The sequence below is a fragment of the Kitasatospora sp. NPDC048239 genome, assembly GCF_043202015.1.
GTDB lineage: Bacteria > Actinomycetota > Actinomycetes > Streptomycetales > Streptomycetaceae > Kitasatospora.
Window position 1 is genome coordinate 110778 of record NZ_JBICZP010000002.1, and the last position, 18264, is coordinate 129041.

Annotated in this window: 13 protein-coding genes; 11 read left to right on the top strand and 2 right to left on the bottom strand. The window is 72.8% G+C overall.

Annotated features, from left to right (window positions below):
- The first annotated feature begins 43 nt into the window (after positions 1-43).
- The 4 genes from ACGFZP_RS04540 to ACGFZP_RS04555 all read left to right on the top strand — a co-directional run bounded on the left by ACGFZP_RS04540 (position 44) and on the right by ACGFZP_RS04555 (position 6176).
- Complete coding sequence (locus tag ACGFZP_RS04540; protein ID WP_392928514.1) at positions 44-1378, top strand: FtsW/RodA/SpoVE family cell cycle protein; 1335 nt, start codon at positions 44-46, stop codon at positions 1376-1378.
- 62 nt (positions 1379-1440) lie between these two features.
- Entirely contained in the window at positions 1441-2901 is a 1461-nt protein-coding gene (locus ACGFZP_RS04545; protein ID WP_392929642.1) for a penicillin-binding transpeptidase domain-containing protein, read from the top strand.
- 247 nt (positions 2902-3148) lie between these two features.
- A complete protein-coding gene (locus ACGFZP_RS04550) occupies positions 3149-4636 on the top strand; it encodes an amino acid permease (RefSeq protein ID WP_392928516.1) in 1488 nt (495 codons plus the stop codon).
- Between the two features lie 124 nt (positions 4637-4760).
- Positions 4761-6176 (top strand): glycosyltransferase 87 family protein, encoded by a 1416-nt coding sequence (locus ACGFZP_RS04555; RefSeq protein WP_392928518.1) that lies wholly within the window; start codon positions 4761-4763, stop codon positions 6174-6176.
- A 33-nt stretch (positions 6177-6209) separates the two neighbouring features.
- On the opposite strand, the gene ACGFZP_RS04560 is transcribed toward ACGFZP_RS04555, so the two are convergent.
- Positions 6210-7976 (bottom strand): penicillin-binding transpeptidase domain-containing protein, encoded by a 1767-nt coding sequence (locus ACGFZP_RS04560; protein ID WP_392928520.1) that lies wholly within the window; start codon positions 7974-7976, stop codon positions 6210-6212.
- A 162-nt stretch (positions 7977-8138) separates the two neighbouring features.
- Positions 8139-9965, bottom strand: coding sequence for a phospholipid carrier-dependent glycosyltransferase (locus ACGFZP_RS04565; protein ID WP_392928522.1), 1827 nt, complete (start codon positions 9963-9965; stop codon positions 8139-8141).
- A gap of 106 nt (positions 9966-10071) precedes the next feature.
- On the opposite strand from ACGFZP_RS04565, the gene rsmI reads away from it, so the two are divergent.
- The 7 genes from rsmI (at position 10072) to ACGFZP_RS04600 (ending at position 18250) form a co-directional block, all read left to right on the top strand.
- Positions 10072-10959, top strand: a complete 888-nt coding sequence (gene rsmI / locus ACGFZP_RS04570) for a 16S rRNA (cytidine(1402)-2'-O)-methyltransferase (protein WP_392928523.1) — start codon at positions 10072-10074, stop codon at positions 10957-10959.
- Positions 10960-11236: 277 nt separating this feature from the next.
- On the top strand, positions 11237-11662 hold the full coding sequence (locus ACGFZP_RS04575; RefSeq protein WP_392928525.1) for a hypothetical protein: 426 nt from the start codon (positions 11237-11239) through the stop codon (positions 11660-11662).
- A 126-nt stretch (positions 11663-11788) separates the two neighbouring features.
- Positions 11789-13408: a methionine--tRNA ligase gene (metG, locus tag ACGFZP_RS04580; protein ID WP_392928528.1), complete on the top strand. Its 1620-nt coding sequence runs from the start codon at positions 11789-11791 to the stop codon at positions 13406-13408.
- Positions 13408-14286 carry a TatD family hydrolase gene (locus ACGFZP_RS04585; protein WP_392928530.1) on the top strand — a complete coding sequence of 293 codons (879 nt, stop codon included), beginning with the start codon at positions 13408-13410 and terminating at the stop codon, positions 14284-14286. The genes metG and ACGFZP_RS04585 overlap by 1 nt, the downstream gene beginning before the upstream one ends.
- A gap of 152 nt (positions 14287-14438) precedes the next feature.
- Positions 14439-15320, top strand: a complete 882-nt coding sequence (gene rsmA, locus ACGFZP_RS04590; RefSeq protein WP_392928533.1) for a 16S rRNA (adenine(1518)-N(6)/adenine(1519)-N(6))-dimethyltransferase RsmA — start codon at positions 14439-14441, stop codon at positions 15318-15320.
- The gene (locus tag ACGFZP_RS04595) at positions 15317-16264 is read left to right on the top strand and encodes a 4-(cytidine 5'-diphospho)-2-C-methyl-D-erythritol kinase (RefSeq protein ID WP_392928536.1); all 948 of its coding nucleotides are present in this window, start codon (positions 15317-15319) and stop codon (positions 16262-16264) included. The genes rsmA and ACGFZP_RS04595 overlap by 4 nt, the downstream gene beginning before the upstream one ends.
- Positions 16265-16447: 183 nt before the next feature.
- Positions 16448-18250: an ABC-F family ATP-binding cassette domain-containing protein gene (locus ACGFZP_RS04600; protein ID WP_392928537.1), complete on the top strand. Its 1803-nt coding sequence runs from the start codon at positions 16448-16450 to the stop codon at positions 18248-18250.
- The last annotated feature ends 14 nt before the right edge of the window (positions 18251-18264 follow it).

Here is an 18264-nt window from a genome sequence, read left to right on the forward strand (position 1 = left end):
CGGCGACAATCCCGCAGGACGGTCCGTGGCCACTCCCTCCGCCGTGACGAGAACCGCAGGCCGGCCGCGCCGGACGGTGCGGACCCGGCGCAACACCGAACTCGCGCTGGTGCTGGGCGCGGTGCTGCTCGCCGTACTCGGCTACGCCGAGGTCGGCGTCAACATCGACGGCACGGTGCCCGCCGACGCGGGTGAGTACGGTGCGGCGCTCGGCGTGCTCGCGCTGCTGGCGCACGCCGTGGTCCGCTGGAAGGCGTCGTACGCGGACCCGCTGCTGCTGCCGATCGCGGTGCTGCTCAACGGGATCGGGCTGGTCGTCATCTACCGCCTGGACCGGGCCACCGCCGGGGGCGGCGCGGCGCCCACCCAGCTGCTCTGGTCGACCCTCGGGGTGGGGCTGTTCACCGCCGTCGTCCTGCTGCTGCGCGACCACAAGCGGCTCCAGCGCTACGCGTACAGCGGGGCGCTGGTCGCCCTGGTCCTGCTGGTCCTGCCGATCTTCTTCCCGCCGGTGTACGGCTCGCGGATCTGGATCACCATCGGGCCGCTCTCCTTCCAGCCGGGGGAGTTCGCCAAGATCCTGCTGGCGGTCTTCTTCGCCGCCTACCTGGCGGTGCACCGCGACGCGCTGGCGCTCACCGGCCGCCGGGTGCTCTGGTTCCAGTTACCGCGCGGGCGGGTGCTCGGACCGGTGCTGCTGATCTGGGCGGCCTTCGTCGGGATCCTCGTCCTGGAGACCGACCTCGGCACCTCGCTGCTGTTCTTCGGCCTGTTCGTGGTGATGCTGTACGTGGCCACCGCGCGCAGCGGCTGGATCGCCATCGGGCTGTTCCTGGCGGCGGTGGCGGCGGTCGGGGTCGGCTGGCTCTCGCCGCACGTGCACAGCCGGGTCAACGACTGGCTGGACCCGCTCGGCTCGATCGCCGCGGGGAGGGGCGCCAACCAGATCGCCCAGTCGCTGTTCGCCTTCGCCTGGGGCGGGGAGCTGGGCACCGGCCTCGGCAACGGGCACTCCGTGCTGATCGGCTTCGCCGCCAAGTCGGACTTCATCCTCGCCACCATCGGCGAGGAGCTGGGCCTGACCGGTCTGATCGCGCTGTTCCTGCTCTACGCGCTGCTGGTCTCCCGGGGCTTTCGGGCCGGCATCGCGCTGCGCGACCCGTTCGGGCGGCTGCTGGCGATCGGGCTGGCCGCGATCGTCGGCCTCCAGGTGTTCGTGGTGGCGGGCGGGGTGCTGGACCTCATCCCGCTGACCGGGATGACCCTGCCGTTCGTCGCCCAGGGCGGCTCCTCGGTGGTCACCAACTGGATCATCGTCGCGCTGCTGGTCCGGATGAGCGACCTCGCCCGCCGCCCGGCCCCCGAGGAGGCGCCGTGATCCGCCGCGACCGGCCGGACCGGCCGAAGGGATCGACCAACGGCCCGCAGGGCCGGCCCGGGATCTCCGTCACCGGCCGCCGGGCCGGCACCTTCTGCCTGCTGCTGATCGTGGCGCTGTGCGTCCAGGCCACCCGGGTGCAGGTGTTCCAGGCCAAGGAGCTGAACCACAACCCCGCCAACCAGCGGCTCACCATCGAGCGCTACTCGCAGCCGCGCGGCAACATCCTGGTCGGCGCCGACAGCGTCACCGGCTCCACGCCCACCGGCGGGCGCTACGACTACAAGCGCACCTACACCGACGGCCCGCTGTACGCCGCCGTCACCGGCTACTCCTCGCAGACCTACGGCAACACCCAGCTGGAGGGGACGGAGGACGAGCTGCTCTCCGGGACGGACAGCCGGCTGGCGAGCTGGGCGGTCTGGGACGCCGTCGCGCGCCGGCAGAACCCGGGCGGCGACGTCTACACCACCATCAACCGGGCCGCCCAGCAGGCCGCGATGCGGGGCCTGGGCGGGCAGCAGGGCGCGGTCGCCGCGATCGAGCCCGCCACCGGCCGCATCCTGGCGCTGGCCAGCACCCCGTCCTACGACCCCGGGTCCTTCGCCGGCACGTCCGCGGCCGACCAGGCGGCCTGGAACAGGCTGCAGGCCGACACCGACCAGCCGATGCTCAACCGGGCGCTGCGCCAGACCTACCCGCCCGGCTCGACCTTCAAGGTGGTCACCGCGGCGGCGGCGCTGGAGAACGGGGTGGTCACCGACATCGACGCGCCGACGAACGCGCCCCATCCGTACGTGCTGCCGGGCACCACCACCCCGCTGGTCAACGACACCTCCGCCTGCGACGAGCCCGGCCAGTCGCTGGACGCCGCCATGGTCCGCAGCTGCAACAGCGTGATGGGCTACCTCGGGGTGCAGGTGGGGCTGGACGGGATGGTGGCGATGGCCGGGAACTTCGGCTTCAACGACCCGAAGCTGGACACCCCCGTCCGGGCGGCGCGCTCCAACTTCGACACCGAGATGAACCGGGCGCAGCTCGCGCTGTCCTCGATCGGCCAGTTCGACACCGCGGCCACCCCGCTGGTGATGGCGATGGTCGCGGCCGGGGTCGCCAACGGCGGCACGGTGCTGCGTCCACAGCTTGTGGACAGGCTGACCAGGAGCGACGGCACCACGGTGCAGCTGATGAAGCCCTCGGTGTACCGGCAGGCGATGAGCCCGGCGGTGGCCGGGCAGGTGCAGCGGCTGATGACCGACGTGGTGGAGAACGGCACCGGTCGCAACGCCCGGATCGCCGGGGCGGTGGTCGGCGGCAAGACCGGCACCGCCCAGCACGGGGTGGACAACAGCGGAACTCCGTACGCCTGGTTCATCTCCTGGGCGAAGCCCGCCGGCTCCGACAAGGCGCCGCCGGTGGCGGTCGCGGTGGTGATCGCCGACAGTGACGCCACCGATGTCACCGGCGGGGGGCTCGCGGCCCCGATCGCGCGCTCGGTGATGCAGGCGGTACTCGGCGGCTGAACCGCCCGGACGGCTCTGACCTGCTGCTTAGCTCTTCGGCGGGGGGATCCGCCGCCTGCGAAGTGTCCGGTTTGTGCCGGGCGGTGCGACGATTCGTACAATGCGCGCGACGTGACTGTTCGTTTGCGACACTGGTGCTTTCGCGGGGTACTGTCCCATCTTTGTTCGGTTGGTCCCCGATGACACCCCACGGCATCCTCGGTGACCGGCCGCTAGGACAGCCTCCCCCGCCTAGAAGGATCAGGTTTTGGCCAGCAACACCCTCGGCGCGCGTCTGCTGCGACGCAAGCCCGTATCCACCCTGATCGCCGAGAGCGAGGGCCGCGACGCCCTCCCCGCCGGTGCGCCCGAGGAGGGCGGACGCTCCGGCATCCACCTGCGGCGTTCGATCGGCCTCTGGCAGCTGTCCTCGATCGGCATCGGCGCGACCGTCGGCACCGGGATCTTCTTCGTGCTCAGCACGGCCGTCCCGGAGGCCGGTCCGGCCGTCATCCTGTCCTTCGTGATCGCGGCCGTCACCGCGGGCCTCACCGCGCTCTGCTACGCCGAGATGGCCTCCGCGATCCCGGTGTCCGGCTCCTCCTACTCGTACGCCTACGCCACGCTCGGCGAGGGCGTCGCGTTCGGCGTCGGCATCTGCCTGCTGATGGAGTACGGCGTCTCGGCCTCCGCGATCGCGGTGAGCTGGGCCGAGTACCTGAACAAGTTCCTCGACCTGGCCTTCGGGGTGCAGATCCCCGAGGCGGTCTCCGGCGCGCCCGACAGCACCCACTGGTTCAACCTGCCGGCGCTGATCCTGGTCGCGCTGGTCTGCGTCCTGCTGATCCGCGGCGTCAGCGAGTCGGTGAAGGTCAACGCGGCGATGGTGGCCGTCAAGATCCTGATCCTGCTGCTCTTCATCGGCGTCGGCCTGACCGGCTTCCACTCCGGCAACCTGACCCCGTTCATGCCGCTGGGCATCGGCGGCGTGCAGGTCGCGGCCTCCAGCATCTTCTTCTCGTTCATCGGCCTGGACGCCGTGTCCACCGCCGGCGAGGAGGTCAAGAACCCGCGGCGCACCCTGCCGCTGGCGATCATCATCTCGCTGGTCGTGGTCACCCTGCTGTACATCCTGGTCGCCCTGGTCGGCATCGGCGCCCAGCCCTGGGAGAAGTTCGACGGCCAGGAGGCCGGCCTGGCCCAGATCCTGCAGGACATCACCGGGCAGAGCTGGCCCGCGATGGTCTTCGCGATCGGCGCGATCATCTCGATCTTCAGCATCACCCTCGTGGTGATCTACGGCCAGACCCGCATCCTGTACTCGATGGGCCGCGACGGCATGCTGCCCAAGCGCTTCGCCCAGCTCTCGCCGCGGACCGGGACCCCGGTCTGGAACACCATCGTGGTCGGCGTGGGCGTCGCCCTGCTGGCCGCCTTCATCCCGCTGAACGTGCTGGCCGACATCACCAGCCTCGGCACCCTCATCGCCTTCTCGGTGGTCTCGGTCGGCGTGATCATCCTGCGCCGCACCCAGCCCGACCTGCCGCGCGGCTTCAAGGTGCCCGGCTACCCGGTCGTCCCGCTGATCAGCGTGGGCTTCTGCATCTACCTGATCACCGGCCTGCACGCCGACACCTTCCGGGCCGGTGCGATCGCCCTCGTCGTCGCGCTGGCGGTCTACTTCGGCTACAGCATCAAGCACTCCAAGCTGAACCAGGAGCAGCAGGCCGAGTCGGCCGACGCCCCGAGGGGCTGAGCCCCGACGCCCGCTTCGCGGGGCCGCCGGCCGGAACCACGCCCCGGCGGCCCCGCCAAGCCCACCGGACACTCCCTGCCCCGACATGGCGACAGGGCGCGGCCCCCACCCATAACCTTCCTCCATGGTGAGCACCCGCACGCCCGGCCCGTCCCGCCCACGCGGCCGCTTCACCGGCCGTAGCGGCACACCGACCCCGCCCGCGGCGGCCGGTCCGCCGACCAGACGCGAGCGCCTGCGCCGCGGACTGGCCCCCCGTCCGTTCCCCCGTCAGCGTGGCGAGGGCCTCCAGCTCCCCCCGCCCGAAAGGCTGATGCAGGCCCGGCTCGCCTCGCAGCGCTGGGTCCAACTGCTCGGCTGTGCGATCGCCGCGGTCTGGGCGGCCGCCTTCCCCGTCGTCTCCGACCTGCCCAACCAGCGGCTCTGGGGTGCCGTCGCGGCTCCCGCGTACGCCGTCGCCGGGCTGCTCTGCGTCGTCCTGCCCCGCCGGCTCGCGGCGCGGGTGGCGGCCGGGGTCGCCCTGCTGGGCGCCGTCCTGGTGCCGCTGGTGGTGCTGGCCCTGCAGGGCCGCCACCAGTCCGAGGTGATGGTGGTCGAACGCTCGGCGCACCTGCTGCTCACCACCGGCAGCCCGTACCTGTCGCACCCGGTGGTGGTGACCGACTACAACCCGTACCTGCCGGCGATGACGCTGTTCGGGATGCCGCGCGCGCTGCTGGGCAACGGGAGCCCGGTGACGCAGCTGCTCGGGGACGCCCGGATCTGGTTCGCGCTGGCCTTCCTGAGCTGTCTGCTGGCCAGCTGGCGGCTGCTGCGGCCCTCCCGGGACCGAGCGCCGCTGCTGCCGCTGGCCGTGCTCACGGCGTCGCCCCTGATAGCGCTGGCGCTGGTGGTCGGCGGGGTGGACCTGCCGCTGATCGGGGTCTGCTGTCTGGCCATGGCGCTGGCCGAGCGGGACCGCACGATCCAGGCGGGGTTGGTGCTGGCGCTGGCCTGCACCCTGAAGTGGACGGCCTGGCCGGCGCTGCCGGTGGCCGTGCTGCTGCTCTGGCGGCTCTACGGGCGGCGGCCGGCCGCCCGGGCCGGGCTGACCGCGCTCGGCGCCGGGCTGGCGGTGATCCTGCCGTCGGCGCTGGCCAGGGCGGACGCGCTGCGCGAGCAGGTGGTGCGGTTCCCGCTGGGGCTGACCGCGATCCAGACCCCGGCCGGCAGCCCGCTGCCGGGCAAGGTGCTGGCCGGGTTCGGGCCGACCGGGCACACCGTCTCGCTGGCGCTGATGACGGTCGGCGGGGTCGGGGTGGCGATCTGGCTGCTGGCCCGCCCGCCGGTCTCCGCGATCGCCGCCGCCGACCTGCTGGCGGCGGGGCTGGCAATCGCCTTCATGCTGGCGCCGGCCGGGCGCTTCGGCTACCTGGCGCTGCCGGTCGTGCTGGTGATCTGGCCCCGGCTGGCGGCCCACCGCTGGAGCGGGCGGCCGCGGATACCGGCGAACTGCCTGCTGGCCCGGGCGGTGCCCACCGTGCCCCTGCCCCGGCGCTGAGCACCGGGGCAGGGGAGGGCCGGGGACCGGCGGTCAGCGGTTGCCGGCGGCCTTGATGACGGCGGCGACGGCCGGGCCGGCCGCGTCCGCGCCGTGGCCGCCGGCCTGGACCTCGGCGGCGACGGCGATGTTGCCCCGGTAGGCGGTGAACCAGCTGTTGGTGGTGGCCATGCCGGCCACCTCGGCGGAGCCGGTCTTGGCGCCCGCGTTGTCCGCGATCCCGGCCATCGCGGCCTTGGCGGTGCCGTCCTTGGCGGTGGCGGCCATCATCGAGCGCAGCTTGCCCGCGACGTCGGGGGAGAGGTTGCGGGCGGCCTTCTGCTGCGGCAGCTCGGCGACCAGGATCGGCTGCTTGAACTCGCCGCTCTGCACGGTGGCGGTGACCGAGGCGATCGCCAGCGGGTTCATCTGGACCTTGCCCTGGCCGATCGACTGCATGGCCTGCTCGTCCTTGTTGGAGCCCGCGTCCGGCACCCGGCCGTCGGCGTTGGGCAGGCCGGTCTTCCACTCCAGGCCGACGCCGAAGACGTCCTTGGCGGTGGCGGAGAGCGTGCCGCCCTTGAGGCTGGCCAGGCCCTGGTCGATGAAGGCGGTGTTGCAGGAGATCATGAAGTCCTGCTGGAGGGTGTTGTTCGGGTACACCTCGGTGAAGGAGTTCGGGATCGCCTGCGGGTTGCTGCTCTTGGCCGGGCAGGCCACCACGGTGTCGGGGGAGACCCCGGCCTCCAGCAGGGCGGCCGAGGTGACGATCTTCATCGTGGAGCCGGGGGCGAGCAGGCCGGTGAAGGCCCGGTTCTGACCGGTGGCCGGGGCGTTGGCGAAGGCCAGCACCTGGCCGGTGCTCGGCTCGATGGCGACGATCGAGCCCTGCTTGCCGCCGAGGTCGGTCATCGCCTTCTCGGCGGCGGCCTGCACCGCGTTGTCGATGGTCACCTTGAACGGCTTGGCCGGCTTGGGCTCGATGATGGTGAACAGCTTGTCGGTGGTGCCCTTGCCGGCCGCGTCGGTGATCACCACGCCGCTGCCCGCGTCGCTCTGGTCCTTGGTCGGGTCGGCCTGGAGGATCTTGCGGGCGTTGTCCTGGAGGGTGGCCAGCAGGGCCTGGGTGATCGAGGCACCCTGCAGCGGCCTGTTGTTGCGGTCCACCACGTTGCTCGGCGGGGAGAAGACCGGCTGGGTGGAGATCACCTCGTTCGGGCCCAGGTGCGGGTGGATCACCGACGGGGCCCAGTGCACGGACGGCGTGTTGTCGCTCATCTTCACGACGCTGAGGAAGCCGTTGTAGTCCCAGGCCTTGTTGGTGCCCTCGAACTCGGCCTTGGCCTTGAAGCCCATCAGCACCCCGGTCGGGCCCGCGGGCGGCGTCTCGGTGTCGGCCGCGGAGCCCGTGGCGGCCGGCGTACCGGAGGCCGAGGGCTTGGCGGCGGCGGCCGGCGAGGGGGTGCCGGTGGCCGAGGCGAAGGCCGCCGGGGTGGCCGGACCGGACGGAGCCAGGGTCAGCCCGCTCGGCTTGACCTTGTCCTTGAAGTCGGTGAGCGCGGTGGTGGCGGCGGCCGGGTCGTCGGTCAGCGCGGCGGCCTTGGCGATGTCACCGGCGGCCCAGGCGTCCAGGAAGTCCTTGGCGCCGGCCGCGGCCTGCTCGGCGCTGGGGGGCTCGGAGACCACCGTGCGCGGCTTCGGGGCCTTGGCGGCGCCGGAGTCGTCGGACCCGCCGACGAGGCTGTAGGCCCCGTAGCCGCCGCCCGCGAGCACGGCGACGGACACGCCGGTGATGATGCCGATCTTCGCGCCTCTGCGCATGGTGCTGCTCCCCCAAGGGTCTGACGACTGGCCGCAGCCGGAGGTGCCGGATACGCGTTCGGCATTCAGGTTAGGCAGAGGAGCTCAGTGCGCCGACGAAATGCCGGGGTCTTGTGACGGATCTGGTACGTGTCGCGTACCACGTTCGGACGGATCCGGCCCTCAGATCCAGCTGTTGAACCACATCCGCTTGCGCCAGTCGTCCATCGGGATCGTCTGCCCCGTGTAGAGGGGGTAGAAGAACAGGAAGTTCCACATGATCAGCAGAATCAGCAGTCCGGCCACCGCCGAGCCGATGATCCGGCGGTCCCGGGAGGCGTGTGCGGGGCCGATCAGCGCGCCCACCAGCATGGTCACCGCGAGCACCAGGAACGGCACGAAGGCCACCGCGTAGAAGAGGAAGATCGTCCGCTGCTGGTAGGCGAACCACGGCAGGTAGCCGGCGGCCAGGCCGCAGAGCACCGCGCCGGCCCGCCAGTCCCGCCGGGCGGCCCAGCGCCACAGGCAGTAGGCCAGCGCCAGTACGCCCGTCCACCAGAGCAGCGGGGTGCCGATGCCGAGCACCTCGCGGGCGCACTCGTTCGCGGTGCACCCGCTCTGGCCGGCCTTCGGGGACTCGTAGAAGAACGAGACGGGCCGGCCGACCAGCAGCCAGCTCCACGGGTTGGACTGGTAGGTGTGCGGGCTGGTCAGGTGGGTGTGGAAGTCGTACACCGTGGAGTGGTAGTGCCACAGCGCGCGCAGGCCCTCGGGGAGCCAGGTCGCGCCGTCCCGGCCGACCGCCCAGTCACGGCCGTAGCCGCCCTTGCCGGGCACGGTGCTGCTGGCGAACCAGCCCCACCAGGAGGCGATGTACACGGCCACGGAGACCACGACGACCGACACGAAGGCCGGAACCACGTCCCGGACCAGCGTCCACAGGTAGGGCCGGGGGGCGCCCGCCAGGCGGCGCGAGCCGACGTCCCAGAGCACGGTCAGCAGGCCGAAGGCCGCCGCCACGTACATCCCGCTCCACTTGGTCGCGCAGGTCAGGCCCACGCAGACGCCGGCGGCGATCCGGTACGGGCGCCAGCCCAGGTTCATCCGCCGGGCGAGCACCGCGTCCTGGACGCCGTCGAGGCGGGCGGCGATCCGGGCCCGGGTGTGGTCGCGGTCCAGCAGCAGGCAGCCGAACGCGGCCAGGATCCAGAACATCACCACCAGGTCCAGCAGGGCGGCCCGGCTGAGCACGAAGTGCAGCCCGTCCACCGACAGCAGCAGGCCGGCCACGCAGCCCAGCAGGGTCGAGCGGAACAGCCGGCGGCCGATCCGGGCCACCATCAGGATGGACAGGGTGCCGAGCAGCGCCACCGCGAAGCGCCAGCCGAAGGGGTTCATCCCGAACAGCTGCTCGCCGAAGCCGATGATCCACTTGCCGACCGGCGGGTGCACCACGTACGAGGCGTCGCTTCGGTAGGGCACCGCCTCGCCGGGCGTCATGATCAGCTGGTTGGCGTTGTCGGACCAGTTGGTCTCGTAGCCGCCGTGCCAGAGCGCGTAGGCGTCCTTGGCGTAGTACGTCTCGTCGAAGATGATCGCGTGCGGCTCGCCGAGGTTCGTGAACCGCAGCGCCCCGCCGAACAGTGCCACCGCCAGCGGCCCCAGCCAGCCCGCCCAGCGGCAGAGCCACGACCAGAGGCCCGCCGGCACGGCTATGCCGAGCCGCAGCAGCAGTGCGGAGGGCTCGACCCGGCGCGGGGTCACCCCCCGGCCGTCCGGCATCGGCGGCACCAGCCGCTCGGCCAGCGGGGCCGGCTCGGGCGGGGTGTAGCCGTGCCGGGCCAGGACGCGCAGCCAGGCCGGGCGCGGCGGCTGCGGCCTGTCGTGCGCGGGCTCGCGCGGACCCGGGACCGGGGGGGACGGCTGGTCCGTGAGGACCGGCACGCCGACGCCACCCTGGGGGGTGTGGTCTGTACCAGTGGGCGTCTGCGCCGCCGTGTCGCCGTTCATCCGCCACATCGTAGGGGCGTGTGATGAGCGGGCGGCGGCTCCCTCCGAAGCTGCCCGAATCGTCACCAAAAGCCCCGGGCCTCCGGAAGCTGCGAGGATGGGGCCCGTGACAGGAGTACTCGTTCTCGCAGGCACCCCCATCGGCGACGTCTCGGACGCCCCGCCCCGACTGCTCACCGAGCTGGCCACCGCGGAGGTGATCGCCGCCGAGGACACCCGGCGGCTGCGCCGGCTGACGCAGGCGCTCGGGGTGGCCCCGGCCGGCCGGGTGCTCTCCTACTTCGAGGGCAACGAGGTCGGCCGGACCCCGGAGCTGGTCGAGGCGCTGCTCGGTGGCGCCCGGGTGCTGCTGGTGACCGACGCCGGGATGCCCTCGGTCTCGGACCCGGGCTACCGGCTGGTCGCCGCCGCGGTGGCCGCCGGGATCAAGGTGACCGCGGTGCCGGGCCCGTCCGCCGTGCTCACCGCGCTCGCGCTGTCCGGCCTGCCGGTGGACCGCTTCACCTTCGAGGGCTTCCTGCCGCGCAAGACCGGGGACCGGGCCCGCCAGCTCGCCTCGGTCGCCGACGAGCCGCGCACCATGGTCTTCTTCGAGGCGCCGCACCGGATCGCGGAGGCGCTGGCGGCGATGGCCGAGGCGTTCGGCGTCGAGCGGCCGGCCGCCGTCTGCCGCGAGCTGACCAAGACCTACGAGGAGGTCAAGCGCGGCCCGATCGGGGAGCTGGCGGCCTGGGCCGCCGAGGGGGTCAGGGGTGAGATCACCGTGGTGGTCGCGGGCGCCCCGCCGGCCGGCCCGTCGGAGCTGACCCCGGCCGAGCTGGCCCGCCGGGTGGCCGTCCGGGAGGAGGCGGGAGAGCGCCGCAAGGAGGCCATCGCGGCCGTGGCGGCCGAGCTGGCGCTGCCCAAGCGGGAGGTGTTCGACGCGGTCGTCGCGGCCAAGAACGAGGCGAAGGACGGGGCGAAGAACGGCGCCGTGGCCGGACCCGCGAAGTAGGGCGGGAAACCGGTGGGGGCGCGGGCGCGAAAAGCGGGTGAAAAGCGGGGGTGCCGGGCCCGGCGACGGCGCGTACCTTGGAGAGAAGGCCCGGGCTAAACACCCGCTGAGCTGAAGTCTTGGTCGCGCTTTCCGGGCAGGAACCCGCCTTTCGTATAGGGATTCCCAACCCGCGTCCAAGTCTTCACAAGACGGGTATCGGCCGGGGCGGTTCGGGCATTCCCTGGGATGGAAAGACCCAGCCGGGCGAGCGTCCGGCGGGCGCTGGGAGACGGCTATGAGCGAGACGATCGGTAGCCCCCTCGGTGGTAACGCGCTGAGCGACCCCGGCCCGGCGGGCCGGGTGCACACTCCCGTCGAGACCGTCCGGGAGGCCTACTCCTTCGCGTGCCTGAGCTGTGGGTACGGGTGGGAGCAGGCGTACGACATCGAGCACCACACGGCCCGGGACGGGCACGTCGTGATCGAGTACCACGCCAACGGTGTCCGGGTGCCGTCCCCGCTGCTCAAGCCGACCTGCCCGGGCTGCGGCGGGCACACCGTCCGGATCATGCGCGAGGGCCGGGTGGCCATCGCGGACCAGTCCTGGCACCACGCCCCCGGCTACCCGGCGCACGCCGAGCCCGCCGACCCCCCGGCGATGGCCGGGGCGGACCGGCCGCGCGGACTCTGGGCCCGGATCCGGTCGCGGCTGGCGGGCTGACCGCCGCCCGGGCCGGACAGGGCCCGGGAGGCCGCCGCCGCACCGGCGCGAACGGCCGCCGGCGCCGGGCCGCCCCCGAAGTAATCGGTCGAGGGCGGCCCGCGCGCGCGACTAAGCTTTCCGACCATGGCGGCCACTGCAGAACACAGCACCACCGGGGACCAGACCCCGGCGTACTACGTTTCGACCCCGATCTACTACGTCAACGATCGCCCGCACCTCGGCCACGCGTACACCACCGTGGCGGGCGACGTCCTCACCCGGTGGCACCGCCAGCGCGGCGAGAAGGTCTGGTACCTGACCGGCACCGACGAGCACGGTCAGAAGATCCTGCGCACCGCCGAGGCCAACGGCGTCAGCCCGCAGGAGTGGTGCGACAAGCTGGTCGAGGAGGAGTGGAAGCCGCTCTGGGAGCACCTGGAGATCGCCAACGACGACTTCATCCGGACCACCCAGCAGCGGCACACCGACCGGGTGCAGGAGTTCGTCCAGGACCTCTACGACAAGGGCGAGATCTACAAGGGCGGCTACTCCGGCCCGTACTGCGTCGGCTGCGAGGAGTACAAGCTCCCCGGTGAGCTGCTGGACGGCGCCACCGAGGGCGAGAAGCTCTGCCCGGTCCACAAGCGGCCGGTCGAGTGGCTGGAGGAGGAGAACTACTTCTTCCGCCTCTCCGCGTACGGCCCGAAGCTGCTGGAGTTCTACGCCGCCAACCCGGACTTCATCCAGCCCGCCGCGGCCCGCAACGAGGTGCTGCGCTTCGTCGAGCAGGACCTCAAGGACCTCTCGATCTCCCGCTCCACCTTCAACTGGGGCGTGCCGCTGCCCTGGGACGAGAAGCACGTCCTGTACGTGTGGGTGGACGCGCTGCAGAACTACATCACCGCGGCCGGCTACGGCAGCGACCCGGAGCGCTTCGCCGAGCTGTGGCCCGCCTCGGTGCACCTGGTCGGCAAGGACATCCTGCGGTTCCACGCGGTGATCTGGCCGGCCATGCTGATGGCCGCCGGCGTGCCGCTGCCCAAGCGGGTCGTCGCCAACGGCTGGCTGATGGTCGGCGGCGAGAAGATGTCCAAGTCCAACCTGACGGGCATCTCCCCGACCGACCTGACCTCGCACTTCGGCGTTGACGCGTACCGCTACTACTTCCTGCGGGCGATCCCGTTCGGCACCGACGGCTCCTTCTCCTGGGAGGACTTCACCGCCCGGTACACCTCGGAGCTGGCCAACGACTTCGGCAACCTCGCCTCGCGGGTGGCGGCCATGGTCGGCAAGTACTTCGACGGTGCCCTGCCGGCCTCGGCGGACCACGGCGACGCCGAGCAGGCCGTCGCCGACGGGCTCACCGCGGCGGCCGCCACCGCCGACCGGAAGATCGGCGAGGAGCTGGACTTCGCGGGCGGCCTCGCGGCGGTCTTCGAGTTCGTCAAGCAGGTCAACGGCTACCTCACCGAGCAGCAGCCGTGGAAGGTGGCCAAGGACGACTCCGAGGAGGGCCGCGCCCGCCTCGCGACCATCCTCTACACCGCCGCCGAGGCGCTGCGGGCCACCGCGGTGCTGCTCAACCCGGTGATGCCGGGCACCGCCGAGAAGCTCTGGACCTCGCTGGGGGCCGCCGAGGGCCTCGGCGAGCTGTCCGCGCAGACCATCGCCACCGTGGCGGACTGGGGCCGGCTGCCCGCCGGTGCCACCGTCACCAAGGGCGACATCCTGTTCCCGCGCCTGGAAGAGAAGCCGGCCTCCTGATGCCGAAGAAGGACGACGACCGGTCGACCCCACCGCCGCTGCCCGCCCCGCTGGCGGTGGCGGTGGCCGACTCGCACACCCACCTGGACATGCAGTCCGGTACCCCCGACGAGGGCCTGGCCCGCGCCGCCTCGGTCGGGGTCACCACCGTCGTCCAGGTCGGCTGCGACGTGCCCGGCTCGCGCTGGGCCGCCGAGCTGGCGGCCCGGTTCGAGCAGGTGCACGCGGCCGTCGCGCTGCACCCCAACGAGGCGCCCCGGATCTTCCTGGGCGACCCGGACGGCTGGTCCGGGCAGCAGCGCCAGGCCGGCGGGCAGGGCGCGCTGGACGCGGCACTCGCCGAGATCGACGCGCTCGCCGCGCTGCCGCAGGTGGTCGCCGTCGGCGAGACCGGCCTGGACTACTTCCGGACCGGTCCGGAGGGGGTGGAGATCCAGAAGGAGTCGTTCCGCCGCCACATCGAGATCGCCAAGCGGCACGGCAAGGCCCTGGTGATCCACGACCGGGACGCCCACGAGGACGTCATCGCCGTCCTGCTGGCGGAGGGCGCCCCCGAGCGCACCGTCTTCCACTGCTACTCCGGCGACGCCGAGATGGCCAAGGTCTGCGCCGAGCACGGCTGGTACCTCTCCTTCGCCGGCCCGGTCACCTTCAAGGCCAACCAGCCGCTGCGGGACGCCCTCGCGGCCACCCCGCTCGACCGCGTCCTGGTCGAGACCGACGCGCCCTTCCTCACTCCGCACCCCTACCGCGGACGGCCCAACGCGCCGTACCTGATCCCGGTCACGGTGCGGTCGATGGCCGACACGCTCGGCCTGCACGAGGACGAGCTGGCCACCGCCATCGCGGCGAACACGGCGCGGGCCTTCGGCTACTGAGCAGGGCGGGCCGGTCGAACGGACGGCGGTCCGCGGAAACGGTTCGGCAAGGGGCGCCGGGCCCTCGGTGCCCTCGGGGCACCGACCCGTGGAGGCCGGCCCCGCCGTGGTCGCCGAACTCCGCGGGCCCTGCCCGCCCGTATCCTTGGCGGGTGAGCACCACCGACCCCACCCCTGACAGCCATCTGCTCGGCGCCGCGGACATCCGGGCGCTGGCCGACGCGTTCGGCGTGAAGCCGACCAAGCAGCGCGGGCAGAACTTCGTCATCGACGGCAACACCGTGCGCCGGATCGTCCGGGCGGGCGGGGTGACGGCCGAGGACTCCGTGGTGGAGGTCGGCCCCGGGCTCGGCTCGCTGACGCTGGGGCTGCTGGAGGTCGCGCGGCACGTCACCGCCGTCGAGATCGACCCGGTGCTCGCCCGGCACCTGCCGGACACCGTCGCCGCCCGGATGCCCGACCGGGCCGAGGCCTTCGACCTGGTGTTCGGCGACGCCATGGAGGTCGCCGAGCTGCCCGGTCCGGCGCCCACCGCGCTGGTCGCCAACCTCCCCTACAACGTGGCCGTCCCCGTCCTGCTGCACATGCTGGCCACCTTCCCCAGCATCGAGCGGACGCTGGTGATGGTGCAGAGCGAGGTCGCCGACCGGCTCGCCGCCAAGCCCGGCAACAAGGTGTACGGCGTCCCCTCCGTCAAGGCGAACTGGTACGCCGACGTCAAGCGGGCCGGTGCCATCGGGCGCAACGTGTTCTGGCCCGCCCCGAACGTCGACTCCGGGCTGGTCTCGCTGATCCGCCACGAGCCGCCGAAGACCACGGCCAGCCGTACCGAGGTGTTCGCGGTCGTCGACGCCGCGTTCGCCCAGCGCCGCAAGACCCTGCGCGCCGCGCTGTCCGGCTGGGCCGGCTCCCCGGCCGGGGCCGAGCAGGCGCTCGCCGCCGCCGGGATCGACCACAAGCTGCGCGGCGAGATGCTGACGGTGGAGCAGTTCGCCGCGATCGCCGAGCACAAGCCGCCGAAGGAGTCCGAGTGAGCGTCACCGTGCGCGTCCCCGCCAAGGTCAACGTGCAGCTGGGAGTCGGCGGACTGCGCGCCGACGGCTTCCACGACCTGGCCAACGTGTTCTTCGCGGTCGCCCTCGGCGACGAGGTCACGGCGGCGGACGGCGAGCCCGGCACGGGGATCACCCTCACCTGCTCCGGCCCGGACGCGGACGCCGTCCCGCTGGACGACGGCAACCTCGCCGCCCGCGCGGCCCGGCTGCTCGCCGCCCACCACGGCCTCGCCGAGCCCGACCTCCGCCTGCACATCGCCAAGGCCATCCCGGTGGCCGGCGGCATGGCCGGCGGCAGCGCCGACGGTGCGGCCGCGCTGGTCGCCTGCGACGCCCTCTGGGAGCTGCGGACGCCGGTCGAGGTGCTGCTGGAGCTCGCCGCCGAACTCGGCTCCGACGTGCCCTTCGCCCTGCTCGGCGGCGTCGCCCTGGGCCGCGGGCGCGGGGAGATCCTGGAGGCGCTGCCGGTCGGCGGGACCTTCCACTGGGTGTTCGCCGTCGCCGACGGCGGGCTGTCCACCCCGGCCGTGTTCCGTGAGTGCGACCGGCTGCGCGAGGAGGCCGGCACCGGCTCCTCCGACACCGACGTGGCCACCCCCGACGCCGACCCCGGGCTGCTCGCCGCCCTGGCCGAGGGCGACGCCGCCGCCCTGGCCGGCGCGCTCGCCAACGACCTGCAGCCGGCCGCCCTCTCGCTGCGGCCCGCGCTCGCGGACACCTTGCGGGCGGGCACCGAGGCCGGGGCGATCGGGGCCCTGGTCTCCGGCTCCGGCCCGACCTGCGCCTTCCTCGCCAAGGACGCCGACTCCGCCGCGGCGGTCGCCGAGGCGCTGCGGCGGTCCGGCACCTGTCGTGCCGCGCACGCGACCTACGGGCCGGTCCCGGGGGCCGAGGTGCTCGGGGCTGAGGTGTTCGGGGGCTGAGCCGGGGGGGCTCGGGGCGGCGGGTGTTCGGCGGCCGGGGCTTGGCGGCCGGGGCGGGGGGCTTTGCGGCTGGGGGCGGGGCTCGGGCCGGTGGGCGCTCGGCGGCCGGGGTGAGGGCGGCCCACTAGGCTGGGGAGATCGGGGCCTTCCCCGAGAACGTCGAACCCCAGGAGCGCAGCACACGTGGCCGTCAACCTCGCCACCATCGAGTCCGTCACGAAGGTCTACGGCACCCGGGCCCTTCTCGACGGGGTCAGCCTCGGCGTCAGTGAGGGGGACCGGATCGGCGTCGTCGGACGCAACGGCGACGGCAAGACCACCCTGATCCGCATGCTCGCCAAGCTGGAGGAGCCGGACGGCGGGCGGATCACCCACGTCGGCGGGGTGGAGATGGCAGTCCTCACCCAGCACGACTCGCTCGACCCGAAGGCCACCATCCGGCACGAGGTGATCGCCGGCCGCGCCGACCACGAGTGGCTCGGCGACTCCCGGATCCGCGACATCATCGAAGGCCTCTTCGGCGGCCTCGACCTGCCCGGCTTCGCCGACGGCCTGGACACCGTGATCGGCCCGCTCTCCGGTGGCGAGCGCCGCCGGATCGCGCTGGCCAAGCTGCTGCTCGGCTCGCCCGACCTGATCGTCCTCGACGAGCCCACCAACCACCTCGACGTCGAGGGCATCGCCTGGCTCGCCAAGCACCTCCAGGCCCGGCGCTCGGCCCTCGTCTGCGTCACCCACGACCGCTGGTTCCTCGACCAGGTCTGCACCCGGATGTGGGACGTCCAGCACGGCTCCGTGCACGAGTACGAGGGCGGCTACTCCGACTACGTGTTCGCCCGCGCCGAGCGCACCCGGATCGAGGCCACCGAGGAGCAGAAGCGCCAGAACCTGGCCCGCAAGGAGCTTGCCTGGCTGCGCCGCGGCGCCCCCGCCCGCACCTCCAAGCCGCGCTACCGGATCGAGGCCGCCAACGCCCTGATCGCCGATGTGCCGGAGCCGCGGGACAAGAGCGAGCTGATGAAGTTCGCCAACGCCCGGCTCGGGCGGACCGTCTTCGAGCTGGAGGGCGTCACGGTCAAGGCCGGCCCCAAGCTGCTGCTGGAGAACCTCACCTGGCAGCTCGGCCCCGGCGAGCGGATCGGCCTGCTGGGCGTCAACGGCGCGGGCAAGACCTCGCTGCTGCGCGCGCTGCGCGACGCGTACGCCTCGGAGGGGGACGTGCAGCCCGTCTCCGGCGTGATCAAGGTCGGCAAGACGGTGCGCCTCGCCTACCTGTCCCAGGAGGTCGTCGAGCTGGAGCCGACCACCCGGGTGCTGCAGGCCGTGGAGCAGGTGCGCTCGCGGGTCGACCTCGGCAAGGGCCGGGAGATGAGCGCCGGCCAGCTGTGCGAGCAGTTCGGCTTCGGCAAGGACAAGCAGTGGACACCGGTCGGCGACCTGTCCGGTGGCGAGCGGCGCCGACTGCAGCTGCTGCGGCTGCTGATGGACGAGCCGAACGTGCTGTTCCTGGACGAGCCGACCAACGACCTGGACATCGAGACGCTCAACCAGCTGGAGGACCTGCTCGACGGCTGGCCCGGCTCGATGATCGTGATCAGCCACGACCGCTTCTTCATCGAGCGGACCACGGACGTGGTGCACGCCCTGCTCGGCGACAAGAAGATGCGGATGCTGCCGAACGGCGTCGACGAGTACCTGGAGCGGCGGGCCCGGATGGCCGCGGCGGCGGCGCCGGCGGCGCCCGCCCCGGTGGCGGAGTCCGCGGGGATGTCGGCCGGGGACGTGCGGGCGGCGAAGAAGGAGATGCAGAAGCTGGAGCGCCAGATCGCCAAGCTGGACGAGAAGGAGTCCAAGCTGCACGCCCAGCTCGCCGAGCACGCCGCCGACTTCTCCAAGGTCGCCGAGCTGGACACGCAGCTGCGCGGTGTCCGGGAGGAGAAGGAGGAGCTGGAGATGAGCTGGATGGAGCTGGCCGAGCAGGTCTGAGGACCGCCCGGGCG